The following is a 24,094-nucleotide window of genomic DNA, read 5'->3' as shown; positions in this document are numbered from 1 at the left end:
AATGAATATTTATTCAGTAATCATATTCTTAAAATTATTAACTAAAATTTAATTTATGAAGAAAACACTAACACTTCTTTTTTCTATTGCAATAACCTGCGCCTCTTGGGCACAAACACAAGTATCGGGGGTAGTAAAAGATGCAAATAACGAAGTACTACCAGGTGCTAATGTCTTAGAAAAAGGAACTCAAAACGGTGCTACTACAGATTTTGACGGAAAATTCCAATTAACGGTTCAAGAAGGAGCTATTTTAGTAATCAGTTATTCTGGTTTCGAAACTCAAGAAATAGCAGTGGATGGAAGAAAAACATTTACCATAACTCTTCAAGAAGGACTTCAATTAGAAGAAGTTGTTGTTACTGGAAGTAGAACACCGGCGAGAAGTAATACTTCAAGTCCTTTACCAGTTGATATTGTTGGTGTAAAGGAACTACAAGCTACAGGTCAAACAACTTTTGATAAAGCATTACAATATAAAATTCCATCGTTTAACACAGTAAACACTCCTGTAAATGATGCAACTTCTTTACTTGATCCATATGAAATTAGAAATATGGGACCAAGTAGAACATTAATTCTTATTAATGGTAAGCGTAAGAATTTAAGTGCCTTATTATATACACAAACGTCACCTGGTAGAGGTGAAACAGGTGCTGATATTTCTGGTATTCCAACAGACGCTATTAAAACTATTCAAATATTACGTGACGGAGCTTCTGCACAATATGGTTCTGATGCTATTGCTGGGGTAATGAACATCATTCTTAAAGATGATTACAAAAACGGATCGGCTACATTTAGATCTGGAATTTCTGGAGAAGGTGATGGAGAAATGTTAGGTATTAGTGTAAACAATGGTACTAAACTAGGAGAAGGTAAAGGTTTTATTAACTATACAGTTGACTTCTCTAAGACAGCCTTAGCAAACAGACCTGGAACGGTTGATGCTGCTGGTGAGGCAGCAGACTTTGGTGCTGATATTAATGATGTACAGGAATTCTTATCAAGAAGGCCAGATGCTGGAAATATTAACGGTTCTCCAGAAACTACAGCTGCTAAGTTTTTAATAAATGGTGGAATTGATTTAAAAGAAGATAACGAATTATACTTCAATGCTGCCTATGTTTATAAAAAGGTAAATAGTTTTGCCAACTATAGAACTCCATATTGGAGAACTATTGAAGACTTTCCATATTTAGGAAATTTCTTCCCAGGAAGTAATCCAAACAATCAAGGTTCTTATACAGACGCTTATGGAAACACTTTCCAAGGAAATGGATATGATGGATATGTACCTACATTTGAAGGAGATTTAAACGATTATAACGCCACAGTTGGATTTAGATCAAAACTTAATGGATGGAATGTTGATGTAAGTGCTACTTTCGGTGGTAATCAACAAACATATAAAGTTAACAACTCTCATAACAGAAACGAAGTTTTTGTACCTACTTATGATAGCAATACAGGTACTTTTGAACCAACGAGATTATACCAAGAAAATAGTCAAATTAGCTTCGATCCAGGAGGAACAGCATTTAGTCATGTTGTTGGGAACATCGATATCTCTAAGATCTTATCAGATCAAGTAGCTGTAGCATTTGGTGCTGAGTTTAGAACAGAAAACTTCGAAGTAATTGAAGGTGAGCTAGCTTCTTACGACGGAGGTGGTGCAGATTCATTTGCTGGAAACAGACCTGAAAACTCAGGAAACTTTAATCGTTATAACTTAGGAGCTTATGCGAGTATCGATTGGGATATCAACAAAGATTTCTTATTAAGTGGTACAGCAAGGATTGAGAACTATTCTGACTTCGGAAGTACTTTCGTTTGGAAAGCGAGTTCAAGATATAAGTTTGCCGAAGACAAATATACTTTGAGAGCTTCTATTTCTACAGGTTTCAGAGCACCAACCTTACACCAAATCTACACTCAAAAAGCGCAATATAGCTTTGTACCAGGACAAGGTATTCAAGTAGGTGGATTAGTAAACAATATTTCTCCGCAAGCGCGATTATTAGGTATTCCTAAGTTAGATGCTGAAAGCTCTACCAACTTCACTGTTGGTCTTGGAGGAAAACCGTTTAAAAACTTCTCGTTCACTATTGATTATTATAGTATATCTGTTGAAGATAGAATTGTATTAGGTACTGAAATAGGACGTACTGGAGATGCTTCAAACCCATTAGATATCTTATTAGATAGCAACAACTTGAGTGATATTAGTTTCTTCTCAAATGCAATTGACACTAAAACATCAGGGCTTGACTTTGTATTTAGTTATAACAATTTAAAAGCAGGAAACGGAAAGTTAGGTTTTAATTTATCGGGTAACTATACCATTCAAAACGAAAGAGATGGTGCTGTTAAAAACCCTGCAATCGTAGAAGGAGCTGGTCAGTCTGTTGTTAATGAAACACAAGAAGCGTTGTTCTTTACTTCAAGACCAAGAACTAAATGGATTTTCGGAACAACTTATGATATAGGGAAGTTCGGATTCTCTTTAAACAACACTTACTTTGGTAAGACTACCTTTAAGCAACAAGGTTTAGATACAAACTTAAGAACTGAATTTACCCCAAAAATTGTAACTGATTTAGGAGTTAACTTCAACGTAGATAAAAACTGGACCATTGGTTTTAATGCAAATAACATCTTGAATGTTTTACCTGAATGGAGCTTCAAAGCAGAAAATGCTGCCGGACAAGCTATCTTAAATGATCCTGCTCAGGTTAAAAACCAATCAAACCTAATCACATTTAACCAAAGATACTCTCAAATGACTTATGATGGATACCATTTCAGTCAATTAGGAGCTCTATTTAACTTATCTGTGAACTACAAATTTTAAGGATTTAATTGTTTTCATTATATAGTAGTAATTATACGTTTGAACCTCAAGACTATGCTTCCCCTTTAGTCTTGGGGTTCTTTTTTATCAAAAGCTAACAACAGATTTCTCAACTGCAACTTTAAAGTTATTTTCTAAAACAGTTTTAAAAGCTTCACTCGATTCATCTAGCAATGGGTTCGTATGATTAAAATGTATAAAATGAACCTTGTTTTTATCCTTGATACTTAATTGAGAGAACAACTTCATACTCTCTTCTACAAATGGATGAGGAACTTCAGACATATCTCTATTAATTTCTCCATTTTTAAAGAAAGTAGCATCCAAAAAAGCAATATCTACCTTTTTAATATAATCGGTAATACTCCTCTCCCACTTTTCCCATTTATCAATATCTGGAATAAACAATGCTTTCTTTTCCTTGTAATGAACTTCAAAACCAACGGTCTCTGTATATTCATCTCTATGAGGTACTTCCAATGGAATTACAGATATTCGCTCATTTAAAACTTGAAGAGAGTCTTTAGTAAGAGGTTTTAATTCAATATTTTTATTAGTAACCAATTGCCCCCAAGGTCCATTGTTCGTTAAGTAATCTAACATTCTTGGCATTGCATAAACAGGAGTTTTATTTGCACTCATTGCCTCTCTCCCCAAGTACATAATTCCTGTATAATGGCCAATATGACCATGAGTTAAGAAAACACCATCTGGCACTGTTTTATTTGGAGTATATGTCGAAAGTAATTCTGTTTGTTCAGTAAAATCTGGTGTTGCATCAAAAATCCAACTTTCATTTGAAATTGGATCCACCAAACCAATACAACTTACCATTCTTTCTGATTCTGTATCTTTTCTTGTTTTCTCACAACATGTTTTTTCGCATGCTATTTGAGGATATCCAGCATCTTGGGCAACCCCCAAAACAACAAAGAAAGGTTCTTTTGGAGTTTTAACTTGTTTCTTGGTTTCTTTTTTCTGGCAGTTTACTAATAGAGTTAAACTTAATAATGAAATTAAACACCTCAAATTCATGGCTAAATGGTTTAAAATTGATCAGGGTTTGCTCCCTTTACATCTTTGTAAAATTCGGTAAAAACTTTGAAATCTTTTTCTATATCATCCGTTGGATAATAGGGTTCTGATATGGCTACCTGCTTCTTTCCAAAATCCAAAGTAAACATGATAATAGGAACTCCTGCTCCTTTAGCAATATAGTAAAACCCCGTTTTCCATTTATCAACCTTTTTTCGAGTTCCTTCGGGAGAAAGTCCTAAGCGAAATTCCTCTCTAGAGTTAAAAATGTCTATGATTGATTCTACTAAATTATTACTCTTTGAACGATCTACAGGAGTGCCTCCCAACCATTTAAATATGAATCCAAATGGTGGTTTGAATAACGATTTCTTTCCGATAAAATTAATTTTAACACCAAAGGAATTTCTTGCTAAAATAGCGATAGGAAAATCTTTCCAACTGGTATGTGGAGCTCCAATCGCAACAAACTTTTTCGGTTCTTCGGGAAATTCTCCAACCAACTTCCATCCTAAAACTTTAGTATATATAAATTTAGATATCATTCTTGCTAAAATAAGCCCCAATGATACGGTTTTCAGCAATAAGAACAAATATTTTTATCATAACTTGCCCTATATTTGCTATTATATTTAAATTTTTATCATTTACATGAACACTACCGTACTTGTTATAATTATTGCTTTGATAGGCTTGGCTTTGGGAGTTATTATTGGAAATTTATTGGGGAAATTAACCTTAAAGAAAGTTACAGGCGAACTCGAAAAAGACAATAATATTCTTCAAAGTAAGGTAGAGAATCTTGAAACTCAGAAAAAAGAAAAAGAAGAATCTTTTAACCAGCAGAAAGAAGATTTTTCCTCAAGATTGAATGATAAGAATAAAGAAATTAATGAACTTCGAAGAGAAAAAGATTTTTCTTCTATAGAATTAGCCCGAAAGAATGAAGAGCTGAAAAACTTACAATTAAAGCTTAATGAAAATAAAGAAGAGATTAGTAAGTTACAAGAAAAATTCACCAAAGAATTTGAAAATCTAGCGAACAAAATACTCGATGAGAAATCGAATAAATTTACTGAGCAAAATAAAGAAAACCTGCAAACCATATTAAATCCTCTTCAAGAGAAGATTAAGACGTTTGAGAAAAAGGTTGAAGATACTCAAAAGGAAAGTATTTCAATGCATTCTGCTTTGAAAGAACAATTGTTAGGCTTAAAAGAGTTAAATGCTCAAATGAGTAAAGAAACTATTAACCTGACCAAAGCTTTAAAAGGAGATAGTAAAACGCAAGGAAATTGGGGAGAATTAGTCTTAGAACGAGTTCTTGAAAAATCTGGTTTGGAAAAAGACCGAGAGTATTTTGTTCAGCAGTCATTTACAAATGAAGAAGGTAAACGTATTATGCCCGATGTAGTAATCCATTTACCTGACAACAAAAAGATGATTGTGGATTCTAAAGTTTCGTTGACTGCATATGAACAATTCATAAATACTGAAGATGATGATGAAAAAGCGCGATTTGTTAAAGAACATGTAAACTCGTTGAAAAGACATGTTGAGCAACTTTCTGAAAAAAAATACGAAGACATTTATAGAATAGAATCTCCTGATTTTGTTTTGCTTTTCGTCCCTATTGAACCCGCTTTTGCAGTTGCTTTAAATGAAGATAACACTTTATACAACAAAGCATTTGAAAAAAATATTGTTATCGTTACTCCAACAACTTTATTGGCTACCCTACGCACAATTGATACTATGTGGAATAACGAAAAACAGCAACGAAATGCTATTGAAATAGCACGTCAAGCCGGAGCCTTGTATGATAAATTCGATGGTTTGTTAAAAGACCTTATCAATATTGGTAAAAAGATTGATGCTACCAAATCAGATTATAGTTCGGCCATGAATAAACTTTTTGAAGGTAGAGGTAACTTAATAACCAGTGTTGAAAAACTGAAAAAAATGGGAGCTAAAGCCAAAAAAGCTTTACCTGAAAAAATCATAGAACGTGCTCAAGAAGAGGATTAAAAATACATTTCCTTAATTATAGTCATAAATTCTTCTTTACGGTCTCTTGAAAGGGGTATCTTCATGCCGTTTTCAAGAATTATTTTAAAGCCTTCTTTTTTAGAAAATTCTTTTAGAAATTTTAGATTTACCAAATGGGTTCTATGCGATCTATAAAAGAAAGAATGCTTGGCTAACTGATCTACAAAGTACTTTAAGGGTTTTGCTATCAATACCTTCGGTTGCTCTTTTAAATATACTGTTGTATACATACCATCTGCTTCTAAGGCTATAATTTCATCAGGTAAAACAAATAAGAAACCATGAGGAACTTCTAAGGCTATTTTCTTACCTGATAACTCGGAAAATGTTTTTCGAAGGTTTTCTAATTTTTTATTGATTTCCTCTTTATCGATTACTTCTTTTAACTTTTTAATCGTTACCTCAAGTTCATCATAATCAATGGGTTTTAACAAGTAATCAATTGCATTCATCTTAAATGCTTCAACTGCATATTGACTATAAGCAGTGGTAAAAATAATATGAAAATCTACTGTTTTATCTTTGAAAAAATTCAAAATTTCAAGCCCAGTATGCCCTGGCATTTCAATATCGAGCAATATCAAATTGGGAGATTCGTTATTAATTATTTGAACACCGTCTAAAAGATTTTCAGCTTCATAAAAAACAACCTCACGATCATTTTTAAATATATCAGGTAACATTCTAAGCAACAATCTTCTTGCACTTACTTCGTCATCAATGATTAGTACTTTCATTTTTCATAATTTTTAAAGGTATAGTTATGATAATTTTAGTTCCTAGAGCTATTCCTTCTTTGTTTTTTAAATCTTCAATTTCAACTTTCATATTAATATTTCTAGTCGAATTAATTAGAGCTACTCTGTCTATATTAGCTTTTGTAGAAAAAGATGTATGCACTTTATTCTCTCTAAATTTTAAAGCGACTTCCCGTCCCACTCCATTATCTTCAACTATGCAATAAAGATTTTCTTCTTTTTCAAAAAAAGCAACTTTTATCTTTTTTTCTCCTTTCTTATGCAGCAATCCATGTTTAATAGAGTTTTCTACGTAAGGTTGTATAAATAATGACGGAACTATGATATTTCTTAAGTTAAAAAGTTCTTTTATATGAACACTATATTCCAACTCCCCTCCCATTCTATTACTTTCCAATTGCAAATATAATTCAAGTGCTTCTATCTCGTTTTGAAGTGATATTTCAGATGTTTTACTATGATCTAAATACATTCTAATGAGTCTTGAAAACTTCACTAAATAACTAGAAGCTTTTTTCTGATTATTGTTATAAATATATTCCTGTATAGAATTTAAAGCATTAAAAATAAAATGAGGGTTCATTTGAGACCTTAAATTCTCCAATTTTAAATCGGCTAATTGTTTTTGTATTTCAATTTGATATAATTCTTCATTCTTTCTCTCTTCAAGTTTTTTTAGCAAAAACTTCACAAAAAAGATCAAAACAACAACAACAAATACTATCAATAAACTCAAAAACCACCATTTAAAATAAAAGGGTTTGTGCACTAAAATTACGAGTTCATTTGTTTCAGATATGTTTCCTTCAGAATTAGTTCCTCTAACCTCAAGTACTTGCTCTCCGAAAGAAAGATTCGATATTAAAAGATTGTCTCCACTAATTGTACGCCAAGGTCCATTTTTAAGTCTATATTCTATTTTATGATAGTCATGAGATTTAAAACCATTAATCGTAAAATTAACCTCTACTGAACCACTACTCTTATAAAGTTCTATTGGCGAATTATTGGCACACACCATTTTTTTATCATCTATACTTAAGGTTTTAAAATAGGGAGTGTTAGGAAACACTTCATGTTCAGTATGATTATTTGGTATTCGATAAATGTATTTATCCGTAGCCACAAATGTATAGTTTGTGGTCGTTTGAATTTCTCTAACAATGGGTTGAAAAGTAGTGTTTAACCGAGTCAAAGAATAAACTTTCTCAGAGTTAAAATCAAGCCTTAAAACTCCCTTATTGGTTCCTATCCATAAGTTATTCAAACTTGACGACAAACATAAAACTGAATATTTCTTATCTAGTTCTACCACTTTCAAAATATCGCCATCTTCAATTGCGACAATTTTATTATCGAAAGCCACCCATACAATTCTGGATTCTACTTGATTTGTAATAGCCTTTACAAAAATCTTCTTTCCTTTATCTAAAACATATCTCAAATGATTCGGATCGTTCCCTGCTTTTAAGCCTCCGTAAAAATCTACATATAAATAATCATTAAAATCATTATATAAAATTCTATTACATCTTCCTACAACCCTTTCTTCTTTTTTGAAGCTAACACTGTTTACTTTTTGAAGTGCCGAATAACGTGTTGTCCAATAAGTATTCTCATTTACTCTCACGATATCCTTTATTCCTAATTTATTTGCTTTCCTAAAGGGAATAAGTCTATCTTTATCATAAATTAAGGCTTCATGATCATTGAAAAAAAAGCACTTCTCTAAATAAGAATCGTAGTAAATTTTCTGGTTATTTAATCTTTTGATTTCATTTAACTGTAGTGTGCTATTGCTCAAATTGTTCTTTACAAAATACTTTTTCCCTTCAACGTAAAAAATCACGCTATCATTAATTGGTTTTACATTCGAAACATATTCGTTCTCGTGTAACCTTTTTAGCCTTTTAATTCTTTTGTCTGGTATAACAAATAACCCCGAGGATAAAGAACTAAACCAAATATTATCATTCGAATCGATTAACACATCTGAAATAGAGTACCCTTTCAAATAATTAGATTTTATCTTTATATTATTGTTGCTTATTTGACATTCGTAAGCTCCATCAGATGTTAATACCCATAACTTATCATTTAAAAATTTGATATTTAAAATAGTAACTCGTTCTAATTCTTTAGTTCCTGATAGAGGGATAAACTTATTTTGTTTATTTAAAACCCTAAACTCATTTAAATGATTAAATAAGCGAACTTGAGTAATTATCTTTCCTGGTTTTGAGATAATTTTAATGTATTCCAAAAACCTTTCTTCATTAACTATTGTTACATCAAGTAACTCATCTACATTATAGATTTTTCGTGCATCGGTAATATAAAATTCTTCATTGGTGTTAATAACCTTAGAAGAAGCAAATACTTTACCTTTTCTTTTAAGAAAGATTTCTTCTTTGTTCTTTGAATTTATATCAACTTTTAAAACAGATTGCCTTGTTGTAAGAAACAAGTAATCATCCGTAACAGTATAGTTTGCAACTGTATTTTTTATCAAATAATTATAGTCATCAAAAAAGACTACTTTCTTTCCTTGAATATAAAAAATTTGACCACTTAAATTACAGTACCACAAGCGGCCTTTACTGTCAATCTGAGGGCTAAAAACAGCTGATTTTCTTTGCTTTGGATGCTTGTAATGCTTAAAAGATTTTCCATCGAAACTAAACAATCCAGAATTTGAGGCCAACCATATTAACCCTGAATTATCTTCTAGTATTGAGTATATTTCTCTATCGGGCAATCCTTCTTCTTGCGTAATTTGATACGATAAATAATCAATGCTCTGTGCGTAAATAGTTGTGACTAAAAAAAGAAAAACGGTATTGGACAAATATCTTATCATAAAACGCGCTACAATTGTTTTGTAAAAATATTAGAAAACATAGGTTAAAGGTATTTTTATGTTTTTAAAAAGAACCTACTTCTTTCTGAATCGAAAGAAAAAATTTCTAAACTGTACTTAAGGATTCTTATTTGGTACTAAATAAAAATTTCACCCTTTCAAATTAGACCAAGAAAGAGTGAAATTAATAAACCTACATTGCTTTTCCTTTAACGCCCTATTCTTTTATAAATTGACGTGTATAACTTCCTTTTGCGGTTTCCATTTTTACTAAATACACACCTCTTTTAAGGCCAGAAATATCTACTCTATTATCTTTTATTACCACCTCTTCTTTATTCCCGTTGGTATTGTAAACTGTAATCAACTCTGCCTTCTCACTTCCCAATAATTTCAACTGAATGTAATTAGTACTTGGATTTGGATATAAAGTAAAACCAGTATTAAACTCTCCGATAACCGTATTATCTTCGGAAAGTATAATAAGTTCAGCTTCATTAGAATTACCAGGAACTGGATTTAACATGAATTTATATCTATACTCAACCCACTCACAAGGCTCTCCTTCGTAATTAACTCTATGCACAACAACATAAGGAGTTCCTACCAATAAATCCTGCATACCTCCAACAATATCTGGTGTTTCGAACTCGGCTATTGCGGTTGTTACTGGATTTCTAAGAGCCACAGGAGTTCCGTTTTGCTCATTTAAAATAGTAGCATCATTCTGAATAGAATTTTCAGCTTCAAAAATATTCCACCAATGAATAACATTTGTTGGTCCGTTTAAATGACGTGGTGTTCCTTTAACATAATTTACTGTGTTTCCAGATGAACTCGCCATCAAATCAAAGCTTGCGAAAAGGCTAAGATCGGCTAATAAATTTACTTCTATTGTTCTTGTTGTGGTTTCACATCCGCAAGTAATATCAACACTTATCGTTATCGGTCCAAAATGCCCTGCCCAATTTGTTACCGTAATACTATTAGTTCCTTGTCCTCTAAATAATATACCGCTAGGCACATTCCATGTATAACTAGCATCTGGACTATTGGTTACAGAAAATGTATCAGACACAAACTCATTTCCGGAACTAGCACAAATAAGGGTATTCCCAATAATTTCTTGATCAATACAACAGTTTTCTCTTCTAAAACAATTTTGAATACATAAATCATCAATAGTACCAGATATTATTCTGGTATGGTTTCCTCCAGTAGCATTGGCATGCTGTATAACACTTAGCCCCTCCACTCCTGGTGGAATATCAAAACAACATTCTCCTATACGTTCATCTTCACCTTCTGGTACTACCCTAAAAACAGTTAATCTTCCTCTTTCTCTTGATATTCTTTCCAATCGAACTCGATAGGATACTTCTGGGGTTATGGTCTGATTTCCATCTAAAGAAATGGCACAATTTGGAGTTATCCAATCGGTTCCATTTTTAATAAATGGTAACATTTCTAGATCAAATTCAGTTCCGTTCGAGCGAAAAACAACTCCTATAGCGTCTTGATCTGTCCAAACCAATGTATCTGTATTTTGATTTACCACTCTCATTGGTGCCAGACTTCCCGCTGTTGCACTAAAAATAATATGTCCAGCGCTTAATGGGTCATTATTCACTGAAGTCGGATTAAAAATAAATTCTGTTTGCCATGAGTTACACAAAGTATAGCCTAAAGGTCTATAAGCTCTTATCACATTCCAAGCATCCGGTGTCTCTTCGTAGTTAAAAGTGCCATTAGCAATGCTTATTGTCTGGGGATTTATAGAATTTCCACCTCTATCAATTCCTTCAATAGTCCAATTATTATCTGCACTATAGTTTTCAAGTGTGTTGCAGTTTTGAGCGCTTACGTAAAACTGTAATATTACGCACAATAAAAAAATTAAGTTTTTTCTCATCTTTTAAAATTTTTAAGTTTTGAGCAAAACTCTATTAAGTATTTAAAATGAGAAACTATACTTTCTGGAAAGCAGTATATCTTTCTGAATAGTTATTTATGGGGAAATCAAAAATGTTTGATAGAAGTATTATTGCTATCTCTACTACATATTCACCATAGATACAAAATAACAAAGAAAAACTACTGGAATAGAAAGTCAAGGGGGCTTTATATGATAACTATTAAAAAACCTCATTAATATTGGTAAAAAGATTGATGCTACCAAATCAGATTATAGTTCGACCATAAATAAACTTTTTGAAGGTAGAGGTAACTTAATATCCAGTGTTGAAAACTGAAAAAAATGGGAACTAAAGCCAAAAAAGCTTTACCTGAAAAAATCATAGAACGTGCTCAAGAAGAGAACTAAACTATTAATTTAACTCTGCTATTAGTTTTTTTAATTCGACAATACGCTTTCTTGTTCCAACGAACTCCTGATTATTTTTTAGTTTGACAATGTATTTTTCATTTTCCCAGCGGAAAATTTCTTCCACCTTGGTGATATTTATTATTACGGCGCGATTAATTCTAAAGAAATGTTTTTTACTGAGCTTTTCTTCTAGTTGAGATAAGTTATATTCAACTTTAAATGCCCCATCTTTAGAGTTCGCAAAATAGTTTCTATCTTTCTTCTCAAACCATATTGCTTCGTTTACAGAAAACGATGTTTCTCCTATTGAATTCTTAACCTCTATACTCTGATTTAACGGATCTTTTTTGTGAATTAAAAAACTCAAAAGCAACATTCCATGGATGCCTAAATAGGTAATAATAATTACTCTATATAAAATCGAAAAAATGCTTAAATCTTTTAAGGTATCTGTACCCCATGCAAAAAGGAAGGCTATAATAATGTAGCCAAAAAAAGAAAGTAAAGCAGCTATTAAAAGTTTACTTTCAAAATGTACCCACTGTCTTAAATTATCAGGTAAGCCTTTTAAATTAAAATACTTTCCTACTATTTTAAAAACTTCAAAACAGACAATAAGTAAAAGAATGGATTTTATAGAGTTTCCTAAAAATCTTGAAAAAACAAACTCTTTACTACATATGGGTATTACATTCCAAAATGAAGAAACTACTTTCTTATGATTACAAGAATTAATAAACTCAGGAAGTAGCAATACGAAATAGCTACTTAAAACATAAAAAGGATTTCTTAAAATGGGATAATGAATTTTCTTTTGCATTTTTTTAACACGTATTTCGCTACACTAAGTACTTATTTCATGTTTTAGACCATGTTTCACGAAAATAGCTAAACTTTCACATTATATATTTGCCGAAGAAGTTAACGTATTCCTAAAAATCACTTTTCAAAAAAACTTATAATTAAACCCAAAATAAAAAATGAAATTAACCAAATTCATACGTATAAATACCTTGATTATGGTGTATCTGATGTTCTTTTCATCATATGCTCAAAAAATCACAAAAGACAATATTGTTAATAAGCTACAAGAAAAATACAGATTCACGAATGATATCAAGAAATACACTGTAACCTATAAATTCACTTCTCTGAACCCTTATCAAAGTCATAATTATAAACACCCTGAAGATAAAGTTAATGGTTATGGTATATATACTATTGAAATTGATAAAGAGAAAAAAGAATATTTCACGCACGATAGAAGTCAATTCCCTGGTAATTTTGTTTTCGAATTCAAACATTTTAAGAATAGTGAAAAAGCGGTTTCTTATGATGTAAATGGGGTAATTAGAGGCAAAAGGTTAAGACTATTGAAAAAAAATGCTTTTGAAAAAGAAAATAAAAGAGCTGGCGAAGTATTGAGTTTCGAAAAGGTTGCCGATTTATTAAATGGCTATAAAAAAGGAGATGATTTAAAAATCAAAATTGATAAAAACAATGATCTAACAACGATTGTTCACACTACAATTGATAAGATTAGAAACACCTATACTTTTGATATCAAATCGTTAAGACTAATGACTTTGGAAAGTACCGAAGATAATTCTATTGTAGATTTTAAAAACTATGTTATCAAAAATGGAATTGAATATGCCAAAGACTTAGTTATTTATAAAAAAAACAAGTTAAATGCTAATGTTTCTGTAGAGAGTTTCGAAAAAACCATGGGCATTGCTGCTTCAAAATTTGCAATACCTTATGGGTATGTATTACCTCTGAAAAACCAAACAATTTCAAGCGAGATTACTCAGATTGCAAATAACATTTATCTCATAAACACTACCAATAACAGTAGGTTTATCCTCTTTAAGGTTATAGATAGTGAAATCATGGTTTTTGGAGCCCCTTTATCTGAAAAGATTAGTAATAAAATTATCGGATTGATTGAGAATAAATTCCCCACAAAAAACATTAAATACGTGTTTGTTTCTCACCCCCACAGTGATCATATCAGCGGTTTAGTACCTTACGCCAAAAATGGGACCACTATAATCGCTGATGATTACACTATTGAAGCCATTAGAAGTTTCCCTAACTTTAAGGAAACAATTGATTCTTTTAAATTCAAAACAATTGAAAACAAACAAAGTATTAATGGAGTTCGTTTTTATGTACTAGAAAATGAACATAGTTTAAAGCAAAGTTTTGCCTATTTCAAAAATGAAGAAATAATTTATGAAGGTGATTTTTTAGAAGTTCCTGCTGACAACTCTATAGCTACACATATCTCTAATGTGGAAAAACAATTTATTGAATTTGTTCGAAAAGAAAAATTGAAAATAAAAAGAATTGTTCAGCACCACCGAAATTCAAATGTTACTACCGATATTATGAATAAATACTATAATATGAACTAACAAAGTGCTAGTTAAAAAGCGACCGAAAAAAGGTCGCTTTTTTAATACAAAGATCAAAATCTTTATTATATATCTCGGTTTTATCCATTCTTTGAGGACTTCAAAAAAATCATGTAATTATTCAACAGCCCCCTTATTTGCTCTGCGGCAACTGGGTTTGCAGAATGCACCTTATATTCTAATTGACTCAGATCTAAACCAGAATCATAAACAAGCCACTTTACTACTGCATAACCGTCTGGAGCAAGATTTCCATCTTCATCAAGACCTAAATCATTATCAAAGCTTATAAAATCAGGAAGACCGTTCGTTTTAATATAAAAAACGAATTCATCAAAGGTACGTACAACATCAAATTCAGAAATCATTGATTTATGGTAAATCATATCAACGGTTCTGAGATCATCTAAGAATAATTTTTTCATAGTTTTTTTCTTTATTCTAACTTAGCACGCAAGTTAAATTTTATTATTATAATTTAAACTCTGAAATATTCTCATCGGTATCAAAGATATGCGGATAATTTTCTTTTATATTTTGTTTCATAAAATCTAAAGGAACATCCTCAAAATGCCCATAATCATCTATATATTCCATAAACAAGCTCCCTTCACTATTATATTGCTGTAAAAAAGAACTATTTTCACCATCGAACTCAAGTGGCTCCACATTAAATTTTTCACATAAAGATGCATTAAATGCAGGCGATAGTTTTAACCACTTACCATTTAAGTAGACATTTACCATTCCGTGAGGTGTTAGTTCATTTGAGCCAAATTTTTCAGTTAAACGCTCGACAGCAATATGATTTTTAACTTTTCCTAAATGTAATCTAGCGGGAATTCCCACTCCTCTTAGACAAGCTACAAGTAAAACAGATTTTTCTACGCAATTCCCTGAAGTTTTTTCAGCTATAACACTAGCTTTATAGCTTTCTTTTAACAAACTAATCGTGTAAGGATCGTATCTCCATTTATCGCGCACCTTTTTGTATAAGCCTATCACCTTTTCTTTATTAGTAAAAGAATCCTCTTTAAACTCTTTAACCAATTTTTGAATTGACTCATGTTTAAAGTTTAAATAGTCTGTTGCCTTTAAATATTTCATATTAGACGTAATCTTTAGTATTTAGTATTTTTTGAATAATTAAGGGGGGTTTACTCATTCATATATTGTATTTTCTTACAAAGCTAAATATTGACTAAAGCTATACATACTAACGAAAGTCCATAAGCCAATTATTACCCAAAACAAAAAAGGACTTTCCTTTTTCGATATTGGCTCTAATAAATGTGTTATGCCTGACCTTACGTCATAAATAACCCAAAGTAAAAAAAAGAATCCCCAAATCCAGAGCCAACCCGTTATAAAACTAATTACTATGAGAGCTATACCTAAAAGGGCTTTCCACTTTATTCTTTTTTTTAAAATAGTATTTTCCTTTTTATCATCTGTACCCAAAGTGTTCCTTATTTGAGATACATGAAAAAAGGCTCCAAAAGGATCGGACAATACAGTAGTTGAAACATCTTCATATACTAACTTACCTCCATTTTGTAATACTTTTTCTTTTGTTTGTTCAATATTTGCTACCCCAAAGAACACGCTCCAATATTCTTTATCCCCTTTTATTTTTGAATCTAACTCTTGAATTGCTCCTATGATAACATCTTCTCTATTTTTAATAAAGAAACGATCGCTTTGCCCCTCCTCTAACTTCCAATTAAAAACTCCTTCATAAAACATTTTCACTTTGGAAAAATCAGAAATAAAAAGTTCACTCCATATAAATGTATTGGGTTTATCTTCAAAGCGCGCATTTAAAGAATCTCCTTCATAAACAGTAAATCCAGCACCAAGAGGATCTCGAATCAAAGCTATTTTACCAATAAGCTGCTCTTTATCGATGAATTCAATTGTTCCTCCGAGTTCCTTAGCTTTCTCTAAAGTTTTATCAATATCATTAACTTGTATATATGACATCCAGAAAGAAGGCATCTTCATTCTCCTGAATTTTTCTGGCATTTCATACAAACCACTCACTTCTCTCGTTTGATATTTGGCTGTTAAGTAATCATCAAAATTCTTTGGATAACTCCAATCAAACACATTTGAATAAAAACTTTTCGCAATTACTAGATCGTAAGTAGACAAATCAGCGAAAACAAAATTATTTTCTCGCATTTAAAATTCTTTTAAAAATAATCGACACTCAATTTAGCCATTTTTTTTGAACATAACATCCTTTAAAACAACTACATATTGGAATTAACTATATTAACAAAAAAACCGAAGATTTTTGATCTTCGGTTTAAATTATATTTATTAGAAAGTTTATTACATTACAAACAATCTTCTGTGATGCATTAAATCATATACTTTTTCAGAAATCGCTTCCAAGGCTTCATCATTTCCTGCATTTTGAATTGCCTCATCAATTAAGTCAACAATAACAGTCATATCTTCCTCAACCAATCCACGGGTTGTAACTGCTGAAGTTCCCACACGTATACCTGATGTTACAAATGGAGACTCAGTATCAAAAGGAACCATGTTTTTGTTTACTGTAATTTCTGCCTTTCCTAAAGCAATCTCAGCATCTTTACCTGTAATTCCTTTGTTTCTTAAATCGATTAACATCATATGGTTATCAGTACCTCCAGAAATAAGATCATATCCCTTAGCTACAAATGCAGCTGCCATCGCTCTAGCATTCTCTCTAACTTGGATTTGATAGTCTAAGAAACCATCAGTTAATGCTTCTCCAAAGGCAACGGCTTTGGCCGCAATTACATGCTCTAATGGTCCTCCCTGGTTTCCTGGGAATACAGATCCGTTTAACAATGTAGACATTTTCTTAGGCTTTCCACTTTTTAAGGTTAAACCAAATGGGTTTTCAAAATCTTTCCCCATCATAATCATCCCTCCACGAGGTCCACGCAATGTTTTGTGAGTCGTTGTTGTTACAATATGACAATGAGGTAAAGGATCTGATAAAATTCCTTTAGCTATTAATCCTGCTGGATGAGAAATATCTGCCATTAAAATAGCTCCAACACTATCAGCAATCTCTCTAAAACGTTTAAAATCTATATCTCTTGAATAAGCAGAGGCACCAGCTATAATTAACTTAGGCTTGTGCTCATTAGCTTGCTTTTCTAAATGGTCATAATCAATTAATCCTGTTTCTTTAGAAACTCCATAGAACACTGGATTATATAATTTTCCAGAGAAATTAACAGGAGATCCATGTGTTAAATGACCTCCATGAGATAAATCAAAACCTAAAATAGTATCTCCTGGCTTTAAGCAAGTAGCAAAAACAGCTGTATTTGCTTGACTACCTGAGTGAGGTTGAACGTTTACATACTCAGCACCAAATAATTCTTTAGCCCTGTCAATTGCAATCTGCTCAACAACATCAACTACTTCACATCCTCCATAGTAACGTTTGCCTGGATACCCTTCAGCATACTTATTTGTTAAAACTGATCCTTGCGCTTCCATTACTTGCTCGCTTACAAAGTTTTCAGAAGCAATTAACTCTAAACCATGTAATTGACGCTTATTTTCTTCAATTATTAGGTCAAAAATTTGATGATCTCTTTGCATTATTATGTGTTGTTAAATTTCGATGCCAAATGTAATCAATTTAAAAGTAAAACAAGCCCGATTATAAGTATTTTCACAAGATTGAATCGATTCGTTAAATATGTCTTAATAAAGCTCGAGTTTTCGTATATTTTAGACAACTTCACTGGTGTAAATTGAAAAAAATATGTAGGTTTGAAAAGAAATAAAACATAACAATTCAATGGAAATAACTGCAAATAATCCAAATAGAAAATCATGGTTAACGGTTGATGTAGACTCTGATTTTCCTATTCAAAATATACCTTTTGGTGTTTTCTTAACCAAAGACGATATCATTACCATTGGAACTAGAATTGGTGATTATGCCATTGACTTAGGAGCTTTACACCAATTAGGCTACTTTAAGGGTATTCCTTTAACCGATGATATATTTTTACAAGATACTTTAAACGATTTTATTGCTGACGGGAGAAAAACTTGGCGTTTAGTTCGTAATAGAATCGCGGATATTTTTGATGCTGAAAATCATAAATTACGTGATAATGCAGACCACAGAGATAAAGTAATTTTCACCATGGAGGAAATTGAAATGCAATTACCTGTGAGTGTTGGAGATTATACTGATTTTTATGCAAGTAAAGAACATGCAACTAATGTAGGAAGCTTATTCAGAGATCCTGAAAATGCTTTGTTACCAAACTGGCTACACATTCCTATCGGATACCATGGAAGAAGTTCTTCGATTATTCCTTCAGGAACTCCAGTTCGTCGTCCTATTGGTCAATCTAGACCCGCAGAAGGAACGAACAAGCCTGGATTTGGACCTTCAAAGTTATTAGACTTTGAATTAGAAATGGCTTTCATTACTACTGTTGCAAATGATTTAGGAGATAGAATTCCTATCGAAGAAGCTGAAGACTATATCTTTGGTTTGGTATTATTTAACGACTGGTCAGCTCGTGATATCCAAGCTTGGGAATATGTACCTTTAGGACCTTTCTTAGGTAAAAACTTTGCGTCAACAATTTCACCTTGGATCGTTACCTTAGATGCTTTAGAGCCATTTAGAGTAGACAATCCAAAGCAAGTACATGAACCTTTACCTTATTTAAAGAAAGAAGGGAAAGATAGTTACGACATTAATTTACAAGTAGCAATTAAACCTGAAGATTCTGAAGAAACTGTCGTTTGTAACTCTAACTTTAAGTACATGTACTGGACAATGGTTCAACAATTAGCTCATCATACTGTAAACGGTTGTCCCGTAAATGCAGGAGACATGATGGGAAGTGGAACAATTTCTGGTCCTACTAAAGATAGCTATGGTTCTATGTTAGAATTAAGCTGGAGAGGACAAAATCCATTAAAAATGAATGACGGATCTGAGCGTAAATTTATTAATGATAACGATACGGTTATTTTAAGAGGTTATGCAAAGAATAACGAAGTTCGTATCGGATTTGGAGATTGCTCTGGTAAAGTATTACCTGCTGTAGAGTAAAAGAGCTTTATTACCTTATAAACAAAAATCCATTTCAATTTGAAATGGATTTTTTTGTTAATATTCTGAACTGACATTGACCTCTTCTGGTGTAAAAGAGCTCTCATCTTCAATATAGCTCTCTATTGTTCTTTCTAGCTTAGTATTGATTTTAACTAAATAAACGGTATCTTCTGTTCGAACTTCAATAGCATTAATAGTTAAACCTTCAACATTTTTAAAGGTTACAATATCGTCATAATCGTATCCTTCTGGATATTTTTCTACTAACAAATCTAAAATATCAGTAGTTAATTTGGCGTAATCAACAATTACTCTTTTCATTTGGTTGTTCTAATGTTTTTCTAAATTCAAATGTAATCTCACTAACATTAATTAATCATTAGCTAATCTTTAAAATTATTCAAACTAAAGTCAAGCATATATTAATTTTGTGAATCTTCAACAAGAACTCTTTACATCAGATAATATTCTAAAAATTATGATAATTCATTTAACTTATCAAGCCTGAAAATAACATAATCTTCATCATCTAAATCGTCATAAAGTTCTGTGTAACCAACTTCAAACTTTTTGTTTTTTAAAGTTCCATCCTTCAAGTTATAAATTTCTAAAACTTCTTTATTGATTCTTTCAAAATCAATAACATCATCATTTTCCATATGAAAAACATAATTCCCATTGACATAACCAACAAACACTCCCGTCATTGTTATCGATTGTTCCGCGCTATAATAATTCATATTTAAAAGCTTAAATTAAAAACTCCCACCCTCTTCAAAACCAAAATCATTTGAATTGAAAGAATCTTCATCTTCACTATAGCTTTCCATGGTCTTTTCGAGCTTAGTACTAATTTTAACTAGATAAATTGTATCATCAGTTCTTACTTCAACGGCGCTTATTGTAGCTCCTTTGGAGTTTTGAAACGTTATAATATCATCGTATTCATATCCTTCTGGATACTTTTCAACTAACAAATCTAAAATGTTTGTTGTTAATTTGGCATAATCTACAATTACTCTTTTCATCCATTTATTTTTAATGTTTTTGTGATGAAATGCAACTTTAAATGTTTTGAACAATCGTTCTAATCAACATTCAAAAAATTACATTTTTAATAAATATGCAAATATTAAAGGCGCTACAATCGTGGCATCGCTTTCAATAATAAACTTAGGTGTATCAATATCTAATTTACCCCAAGTAATTTTCTCATTAGGTACGGCTCCTGAGTAAGATCCATAACTAGTAGTTGAATCAGAAATTTGGCAGAAATAGCTCCAAAAAGGAGTATCAGTTCTTTCCAAATCTTGATACAACATAGGCACAACACAAATTGGGAAATCTCCTGCTATTCCTCCTCCAATTTGAAAAAATCCAATTCCATTCTCCGAGTTTTCCGTATACCAATCAGCCAGAAAAGTCATGTACTCTATACCAGACTTCATAGTTGATGCTTGTAACTCTCCTTTCATTACATAAGAAGCGAAAATGTTACCCATAGTCGAATCTTCCCACCCAGGAACTACCATGGGTAAGTTTTTCTCTGCAGCAGCATACATCCAAGAATCTTTCAAATCAATCTCATAATACTCTTCTAAAACTCCAGAAAGGAGTAATTTATACATAAACTCATGTGGAAAATAGCGTTCATCATTAGCTTCAGCATCTTGCCAAATTTTGAAAATATGCTTTTGCAATCTTCTAAAAGCTTCTTCCTCTGGAATACAAGTATCTGTAACTCGATTTAAGCCTTTGCTTAATAAGTCCCACTCATCTGAAGGGGTTAGATCTCTGTAGTTCGGCACTCTTTCGTAATGAGAATGTGCTACCAAATTCATAATATCTTCTTCCAAATTAGCTCCTGTACAAGAAACAATGTGCACTTTATTTTGACGAATCATTTCAGCGAAAATTTTCCCCAATTCTGCGGTACTCATAGCTCCAGCCAACGATACCAACATTTTAGAACCTTTGTCTAATTGTTGTTCATACCCCTTAGCGGCATCAACGAGTGAAGCGGCATTAAAGTGTAAAAAATACTTTTCAATAAAATTAGATATCGGTTTATCCATTTAATTATAATGCTTTGTTTAGGTTATTTACTACTCATCAGAACAGAATTAAGTTCTCAATAAGCCATAGTTATCTTTTATTTTTGTTTTAGAGAATACCCAAGAATTAATAATCTTCCTCGAAATCTCCCTTAAATTTAGATGCTATCAATGTTTCTCCTTCATCTTCATCCTCTTCAAAATAATCTTCTTTATCAAGGCAAAATTTATAACTCAACATTTTGTAATACAATTTTGCTGCTAAAAAGTCAGAAGACTTTTCATTTTCATTTGGACATAGTTCAACAATATCAAACCCGACCACATTTTTACTTTCAAAAACTTGACGTAAAAAATCTAATGTTTCGTACCAAAACAAACCACCAGGCTCAGGGGTTCCTGTACTTGGTAAAATGGAAGGATCAAAAGCATCTAAATCAAAAGTGATAAAAACATTATCTGTTAATTGTTCTATCACATTGTCCATCCAATATTCATTTGTAGCCATTTCATGAGCAAAGAAAACTTTATCCTTATTCATTACTCTAGTTTCAGAAATATCCATGCTTCGTATAGCTACTTGAACTAAATTCGTTTGTTGATTTGCTTCGTATACTGCACAAGCATGATTGCAAGCACTTCCCTCATATTCCTTACGTAAATCGGCATGGGCATCAATATGTAATACTGTTAGATTATTATAACATTCATTAAATGCTCTAATTGTACCAATAGAAATGGAATGTTCTCCTCCAAAAATGGTAACAAACTTATTTTTATTGATGTATTTTTTCGTTATTGCATGAACCTCATCGACCATAGACTCTGGTGAAGAACTTTCGGTAACTGCATCTGCTAAATACACTCCCTCTTTATAAACCTCGCTTTCCGTTTCAATATCATATAATTCCATATTCTCGGAAGCCTCTAAAAACGCTTCTGGTCCTTTGTCTGCGCCTTTTTGCCACGTACTCGTACCATCATAAGGAACAGGAATTAATACAATTTTAGCTTTCTCCAACTTGCTATATTCTTCAGGAATACCAGCATAAGTTCTATTTTTCATTTTTTAAATTTTATAAAGGGTTAAGGTTAATATCCAAGTATATCAAGTAATTCTTCACTTTTTTGCTGCTCTTTAAACAACTTAGTAGTTATATCTCCATTTTCGTTTCTATCAATTAAAATGTGCTTAGGGCTCGGAATTAAGCAGTGCTGTAATCCGCCAAAACCACCTATTGTTTCCTGATAGGCACCCGTATTAAAAAAACCAATATATAATGGGGCTTCCTTCTCATAAACTGGTAGATAAATAGCATTAATATGTTGCTCCGAATTATAGTAATCATCACTATCGCAGGTTAATCCACCTAATAAAACACGCTCATAATTTTTACTCCAATGATTTATAGGTAATAAAATAAATCTTTTATTAATCGCCCATGAATCGGGAAGTGTCGTTATAAATGAAGAATTTATCATGTTCCATTTTTCACGATCATTTTGTTTTTTCTGATACAATACCTCATAAATGGCTCCTCCCGCTTCCCCAACAGTAAAACTTCCAAACTCAGTAAAAATGTCTGGAACTTCAACCTCTCCTTCTTTACAAGCCTCATTTATTTGATTGATGATTTCATCGATCATATATCGATAATCGTAATTAAAAGCTAGAGAGTTTTTAATAGGAAATCCGCCACCAATATTAAGGCTATTTAGTGTAGGACATATTTTCTTTAAAGCCACATAAACCTTCAAACATTTAAGTAATTCATTCCAATAGTAGGCATTGTCTTTTATCCCCGTATTGATAAAGAAATGAAGCATTTTTAGCTCTACCTGAGGATTGTCCTTTATCTCTCTTTCATAAAAAGAAACAATATTTTTATACCCAATTCCTAAACGACTCGTATAAAATTCGAATTTTGGTTCTTCCTCTGAAGCAATTCTTATTCCTATTTTAAACTTACTTTTAGTCTCTTCTAAAATTAGGTTTAACTCTTCATAATTGTCTATAATAGGAATGCAATTCGTGTGTCCTCCATCAATTAAACTTACAATGTTCGCTATGTATTGATCTCTTTTAAAACCATTACACAATACATAGGCATTATCAGATAATTTACCTGTTTCCTTCAGGGATTTTACAATATCAATATCAAAAGCAGAAGAGGTTTCAATATGGACATTATTCTGTAAAACTTGATCTAACACATATTTAAAGTGTGAACTTTTGGTACAATATGAATAGTGATACCTTCCCTTGTAGTCGTGCTTTTGCATGGCTTCATAAAACCATTTTTTAGCTCTTTTAATATTCTCTGAAATTTTAGGTAGGTATGTAAATTTCAAAGGAGTTCCATATTGTTCTATCAATTTAGATAAATCAATACCATGAAAAAACAAGTTTCCTTGATTTATATCAAATTCCTTTTGAGGAAAATCAAATGTTTGCTCTATTAAATCTTTATATTTAGTATTCATTTTTTTCAAATAAAATTATAGCCACCGATTCCTCCTTATAACCATAATAAGGAGTTAATTTTTAATAACCTTAATTGAAAAAATAAACTAAACTCTTAGCTGTAAAAAAACACCACGAAGTATTAATATTTGTGGAGTAACGATTTTAAAATTGGA

Annotated in this window: 20 protein-coding genes and 1 pseudogene; 5 read left to right on the top strand and 16 right to left on the bottom strand. The window is 31.8% G+C overall.

The window, feature by feature from the left end; translation table 11 throughout:
- Window positions 1-55: 55 nt before the first annotated feature.
- Window positions 56-2,854: a TonB-dependent receptor gene (locus ACKTTV_RS05770; protein ID WP_408029870.1), complete on the top strand. Its 2,799-nt coding sequence runs from the start codon at window positions 56-58 to the stop codon at window positions 2,852-2,854.
- An 87-nt stretch (window positions 2,855-2,941) separates the two neighbouring features.
- Here the strand turns inward: ACKTTV_RS05770 and ACKTTV_RS05765 are convergent, their stop codons facing one another.
- Window positions 2,942-3,889 (bottom strand): MBL fold metallo-hydrolase, encoded by a 948-nt coding sequence (locus ACKTTV_RS05765; RefSeq protein WP_408029869.1) that lies wholly within the window; start codon window positions 3,887-3,889, stop codon window positions 2,942-2,944.
- An 11-nt stretch (window positions 3,890-3,900) separates the two neighbouring features.
- Window positions 3,901-4,434 carry a lysophospholipid acyltransferase family protein gene (locus ACKTTV_RS05760; RefSeq protein ID WP_408029991.1) on the bottom strand — a complete coding sequence of 178 codons (534 nt, stop codon included), beginning with the start codon at window positions 4,432-4,434 and terminating at the stop codon, window positions 3,901-3,903.
- Between the two features lie 106 nt (window positions 4,435-4,540).
- Here ACKTTV_RS05760 and rmuC point away from each other — a divergent pair, with 106 nt between their 5' ends.
- Window positions 4,541-5,917: a DNA recombination protein RmuC gene (gene rmuC, locus ACKTTV_RS05755; RefSeq protein ID WP_408029868.1), complete on the top strand. Its 1,377-nt coding sequence runs from the start codon at window positions 4,541-4,543 to the stop codon at window positions 5,915-5,917.
- Here rmuC and ACKTTV_RS05750 read toward each other — a convergent pair.
- The 3 genes from ACKTTV_RS05750 to ACKTTV_RS05740 form a co-directional block, all read right to left on the bottom strand.
- Entirely contained in the window at window positions 5,914-6,675 is a 762-nt protein-coding gene (locus ACKTTV_RS05750) for a LytR/AlgR family response regulator transcription factor (RefSeq protein WP_408029867.1), read from the bottom strand. The genes rmuC and ACKTTV_RS05750 overlap by 4 nt on opposite strands.
- Window positions 6,656-9,556, bottom strand: a complete 2,901-nt coding sequence (locus ACKTTV_RS05745; protein WP_408029866.1) for a sensor histidine kinase — start codon at window positions 9,554-9,556, stop codon at window positions 6,656-6,658. The genes ACKTTV_RS05750 and ACKTTV_RS05745 overlap by 20 nt, the downstream gene beginning before the upstream one ends.
- A gap of 217 nt (window positions 9,557-9,773) precedes the next feature.
- Entirely contained in the window at window positions 9,774-11,468 is a 1,695-nt protein-coding gene (locus tag ACKTTV_RS05740) for a T9SS type A sorting domain-containing protein (protein WP_408029865.1), read from the bottom strand.
- A gap of 223 nt (window positions 11,469-11,691) precedes the next feature.
- Here ACKTTV_RS05740 and ACKTTV_RS05735 point away from each other — a divergent pair.
- Window positions 11,692-11,879: pseudogene (locus ACKTTV_RS05735) on the top strand (DNA recombination protein RmuC); the annotation flags it as partial.
- Window positions 11,880-11,883: 4 nt separating this feature from the next.
- Here ACKTTV_RS05735 and ACKTTV_RS05730 read toward each other — a convergent pair.
- The gene (locus tag ACKTTV_RS05730; RefSeq protein WP_408029864.1) at window positions 11,884-12,702 is read right to left on the bottom strand and encodes a LytTR family DNA-binding domain-containing protein; all 819 of its coding nucleotides are present in this window, start codon (window positions 12,700-12,702) and stop codon (window positions 11,884-11,886) included.
- Between the two features lie 160 nt (window positions 12,703-12,862).
- Here ACKTTV_RS05730 and ACKTTV_RS05725 point away from each other — a divergent pair, with 160 nt between their 5' ends.
- Window positions 12,863-14,302: an MBL fold metallo-hydrolase gene (locus ACKTTV_RS05725; RefSeq protein WP_408029863.1), complete on the top strand. Its 1,440-nt coding sequence runs from the start codon at window positions 12,863-12,865 to the stop codon at window positions 14,300-14,302.
- A gap of 80 nt (window positions 14,303-14,382) precedes the next feature.
- Here ACKTTV_RS05725 and ACKTTV_RS05720 read toward each other — a convergent pair whose 3' ends face one another.
- The 4 genes from ACKTTV_RS05720 to glyA form a co-directional block, all read right to left on the bottom strand.
- Entirely contained in the window at window positions 14,383-14,727 is a 345-nt protein-coding gene (locus ACKTTV_RS05720; RefSeq protein ID WP_408029862.1) for a cyclic-phosphate processing receiver domain-containing protein, read from the bottom strand.
- A 46-nt stretch (window positions 14,728-14,773) separates the two neighbouring features.
- Entirely contained in the window at window positions 14,774-15,409 is a 636-nt protein-coding gene (locus tag ACKTTV_RS05715) for a transglutaminase-like domain-containing protein (RefSeq protein WP_408029861.1), read from the bottom strand.
- A 75-nt stretch (window positions 15,410-15,484) separates the two neighbouring features.
- Complete coding sequence (locus ACKTTV_RS05710) at window positions 15,485-16,486, bottom strand: VOC family protein (RefSeq protein ID WP_408029860.1); 1,002 nt, start codon at window positions 16,484-16,486, stop codon at window positions 15,485-15,487.
- 153 nt (window positions 16,487-16,639) lie between these two features.
- Window positions 16,640-17,914, bottom strand: a complete 1,275-nt coding sequence (gene glyA / locus ACKTTV_RS05705) for a serine hydroxymethyltransferase (protein WP_408029859.1) — start codon at window positions 17,912-17,914, stop codon at window positions 16,640-16,642.
- A gap of 202 nt (window positions 17,915-18,116) precedes the next feature.
- On the opposite strand from glyA, the gene fahA reads away from it, so the two are divergent.
- Window positions 18,117-19,397: a fumarylacetoacetase gene (gene fahA, locus ACKTTV_RS05700; protein WP_408029858.1), complete on the top strand. Its 1,281-nt coding sequence runs from the start codon at window positions 18,117-18,119 to the stop codon at window positions 19,395-19,397.
- A 57-nt stretch (window positions 19,398-19,454) separates the two neighbouring features.
- Here fahA and ACKTTV_RS05695 read toward each other — a convergent pair whose 3' ends face one another.
- The 6 genes from ACKTTV_RS05695 to ACKTTV_RS05670 form a co-directional block, all read right to left on the bottom strand.
- The gene (locus tag ACKTTV_RS05695) at window positions 19,455-19,721 is read right to left on the bottom strand and encodes a hypothetical protein (protein ID WP_408029857.1); all 267 of its coding nucleotides are present in this window, start codon (window positions 19,719-19,721) and stop codon (window positions 19,455-19,457) included.
- Window positions 19,722-19,876: 155 nt separating this feature from the next.
- The gene (locus ACKTTV_RS05690) at window positions 19,877-20,140 is read right to left on the bottom strand and encodes a hypothetical protein (RefSeq protein ID WP_408029856.1); all 264 of its coding nucleotides are present in this window, start codon (window positions 20,138-20,140) and stop codon (window positions 19,877-19,879) included.
- Window positions 20,141-20,155: 15 nt separating this feature from the next.
- Entirely contained in the window at window positions 20,156-20,428 is a 273-nt protein-coding gene (locus tag ACKTTV_RS05685; protein WP_408029855.1) for a hypothetical protein, read from the bottom strand.
- A gap of 78 nt (window positions 20,429-20,506) precedes the next feature.
- Window positions 20,507-21,475 (bottom strand): deoxyhypusine synthase family protein, encoded by a 969-nt coding sequence (locus ACKTTV_RS05680; protein WP_408029854.1) that lies wholly within the window; start codon window positions 21,473-21,475, stop codon window positions 20,507-20,509.
- 106 nt (window positions 21,476-21,581) lie between these two features.
- Window positions 21,582-22,520, bottom strand: coding sequence for an agmatinase (gene speB / locus ACKTTV_RS05675; RefSeq protein ID WP_408029853.1), 939 nt, complete (start codon window positions 22,518-22,520; stop codon window positions 21,582-21,584).
- A 26-nt stretch (window positions 22,521-22,546) separates the two neighbouring features.
- A complete protein-coding gene (locus ACKTTV_RS05670) occupies window positions 22,547-23,938 on the bottom strand; it encodes a type III PLP-dependent enzyme domain-containing protein (RefSeq protein ID WP_408029852.1) in 1,392 nt (463 codons plus the stop codon).
- Between the last annotated feature and the right edge of the window lie 156 nt (window positions 23,939-24,094).

This window comes from Tenacibaculum xiamenense (assembly GCF_964513065.1).
In the GTDB taxonomy this organism is placed as follows: Bacteria; Bacteroidota; Bacteroidia; order Flavobacteriales; family Flavobacteriaceae; genus Polaribacter; species Polaribacter xiamenense.
Note: the sequence above shows the minus strand (reverse complement) of the source record. Positions and strands in the feature narration are given on the sequence as shown.

Excerpts from the sequence above, each read along its gene's own strand:
- ACKTTV_RS05770 (WP_408029870.1), top strand. The coding sequence starts at position 56 with ATGAAGAAAACACTAACACTTCTTTTTTCTATTGCAATAACCTGCGCC.
- ACKTTV_RS05765 (WP_408029869.1), bottom strand. The coding sequence starts at position 3,889 with ATGAATTTGAGGTGTTTAATTTCATTATTAAGTTTAACTCTATTAGTA.
- ACKTTV_RS05760 (WP_408029991.1), bottom strand. The coding sequence starts at position 4,434 with ATGATATCTAAATTTATATATACTAAAGTTTTAGGATGGAAGTTGGTT.
- rmuC (WP_408029868.1), top strand. The coding sequence starts at position 4,541 with ATGAACACTACCGTACTTGTTATAATTATTGCTTTGATAGGCTTGGCT.
- ACKTTV_RS05750 (WP_408029867.1), bottom strand. The coding sequence starts at position 6,675 with ATGAAAGTACTAATCATTGATGACGAAGTAAGTGCAAGAAGATTGTTG.
- ACKTTV_RS05745 (WP_408029866.1), bottom strand. The coding sequence starts at position 9,556 with ATGATAAGATATTTGTCCAATACCGTTTTTCTTTTTTTAGTCACAACT.
- ACKTTV_RS05740 (WP_408029865.1), bottom strand. The coding sequence starts at position 11,468 with ATGAGAAAAAACTTAATTTTTTTATTGTGCGTAATATTACAGTTTTAC.
- ACKTTV_RS05730 (WP_408029864.1), bottom strand. The coding sequence starts at position 12,702 with ATGCAAAAGAAAATTCATTATCCCATTTTAAGAAATCCTTTTTATGTT.
- ACKTTV_RS05725 (WP_408029863.1), top strand. The coding sequence starts at position 12,863 with ATGAAATTAACCAAATTCATACGTATAAATACCTTGATTATGGTGTAT.
- ACKTTV_RS05720 (WP_408029862.1), bottom strand. The coding sequence starts at position 14,727 with ATGAAAAAATTATTCTTAGATGATCTCAGAACCGTTGATATGATTTAC.
- ACKTTV_RS05715 (WP_408029861.1), bottom strand. The coding sequence starts at position 15,409 with ATGAAATATTTAAAGGCAACAGACTATTTAAACTTTAAACATGAGTCA.
- ACKTTV_RS05710 (WP_408029860.1), bottom strand. The coding sequence starts at position 16,486 with ATGCGAGAAAATAATTTTGTTTTCGCTGATTTGTCTACTTACGATCTA.
- glyA (WP_408029859.1), bottom strand. The coding sequence starts at position 17,914 with ATGCAAAGAGATCATCAAATTTTTGACCTAATAATTGAAGAAAATAAG.
- fahA (WP_408029858.1), top strand. The coding sequence starts at position 18,117 with ATGGAAATAACTGCAAATAATCCAAATAGAAAATCATGGTTAACGGTT.
- ACKTTV_RS05695 (WP_408029857.1), bottom strand. The coding sequence starts at position 19,721 with ATGAAAAGAGTAATTGTTGATTACGCCAAATTAACTACTGATATTTTA.
- ACKTTV_RS05690 (WP_408029856.1), bottom strand. The coding sequence starts at position 20,140 with ATGAATTATTATAGCGCGGAACAATCGATAACAATGACGGGAGTGTTT.
- ACKTTV_RS05685 (WP_408029855.1), bottom strand. The coding sequence starts at position 20,428 with ATGAAAAGAGTAATTGTAGATTATGCCAAATTAACAACAAACATTTTA.
- ACKTTV_RS05680 (WP_408029854.1), bottom strand. The coding sequence starts at position 21,475 with ATGGATAAACCGATATCTAATTTTATTGAAAAGTATTTTTTACACTTT.
- speB (WP_408029853.1), bottom strand. The coding sequence starts at position 22,520 with ATGAAAAATAGAACTTATGCTGGTATTCCTGAAGAATATAGCAAGTTG.
- ACKTTV_RS05670 (WP_408029852.1), bottom strand. The coding sequence starts at position 23,938 with ATGAATACTAAATATAAAGATTTAATAGAGCAAACATTTGATTTTCCT.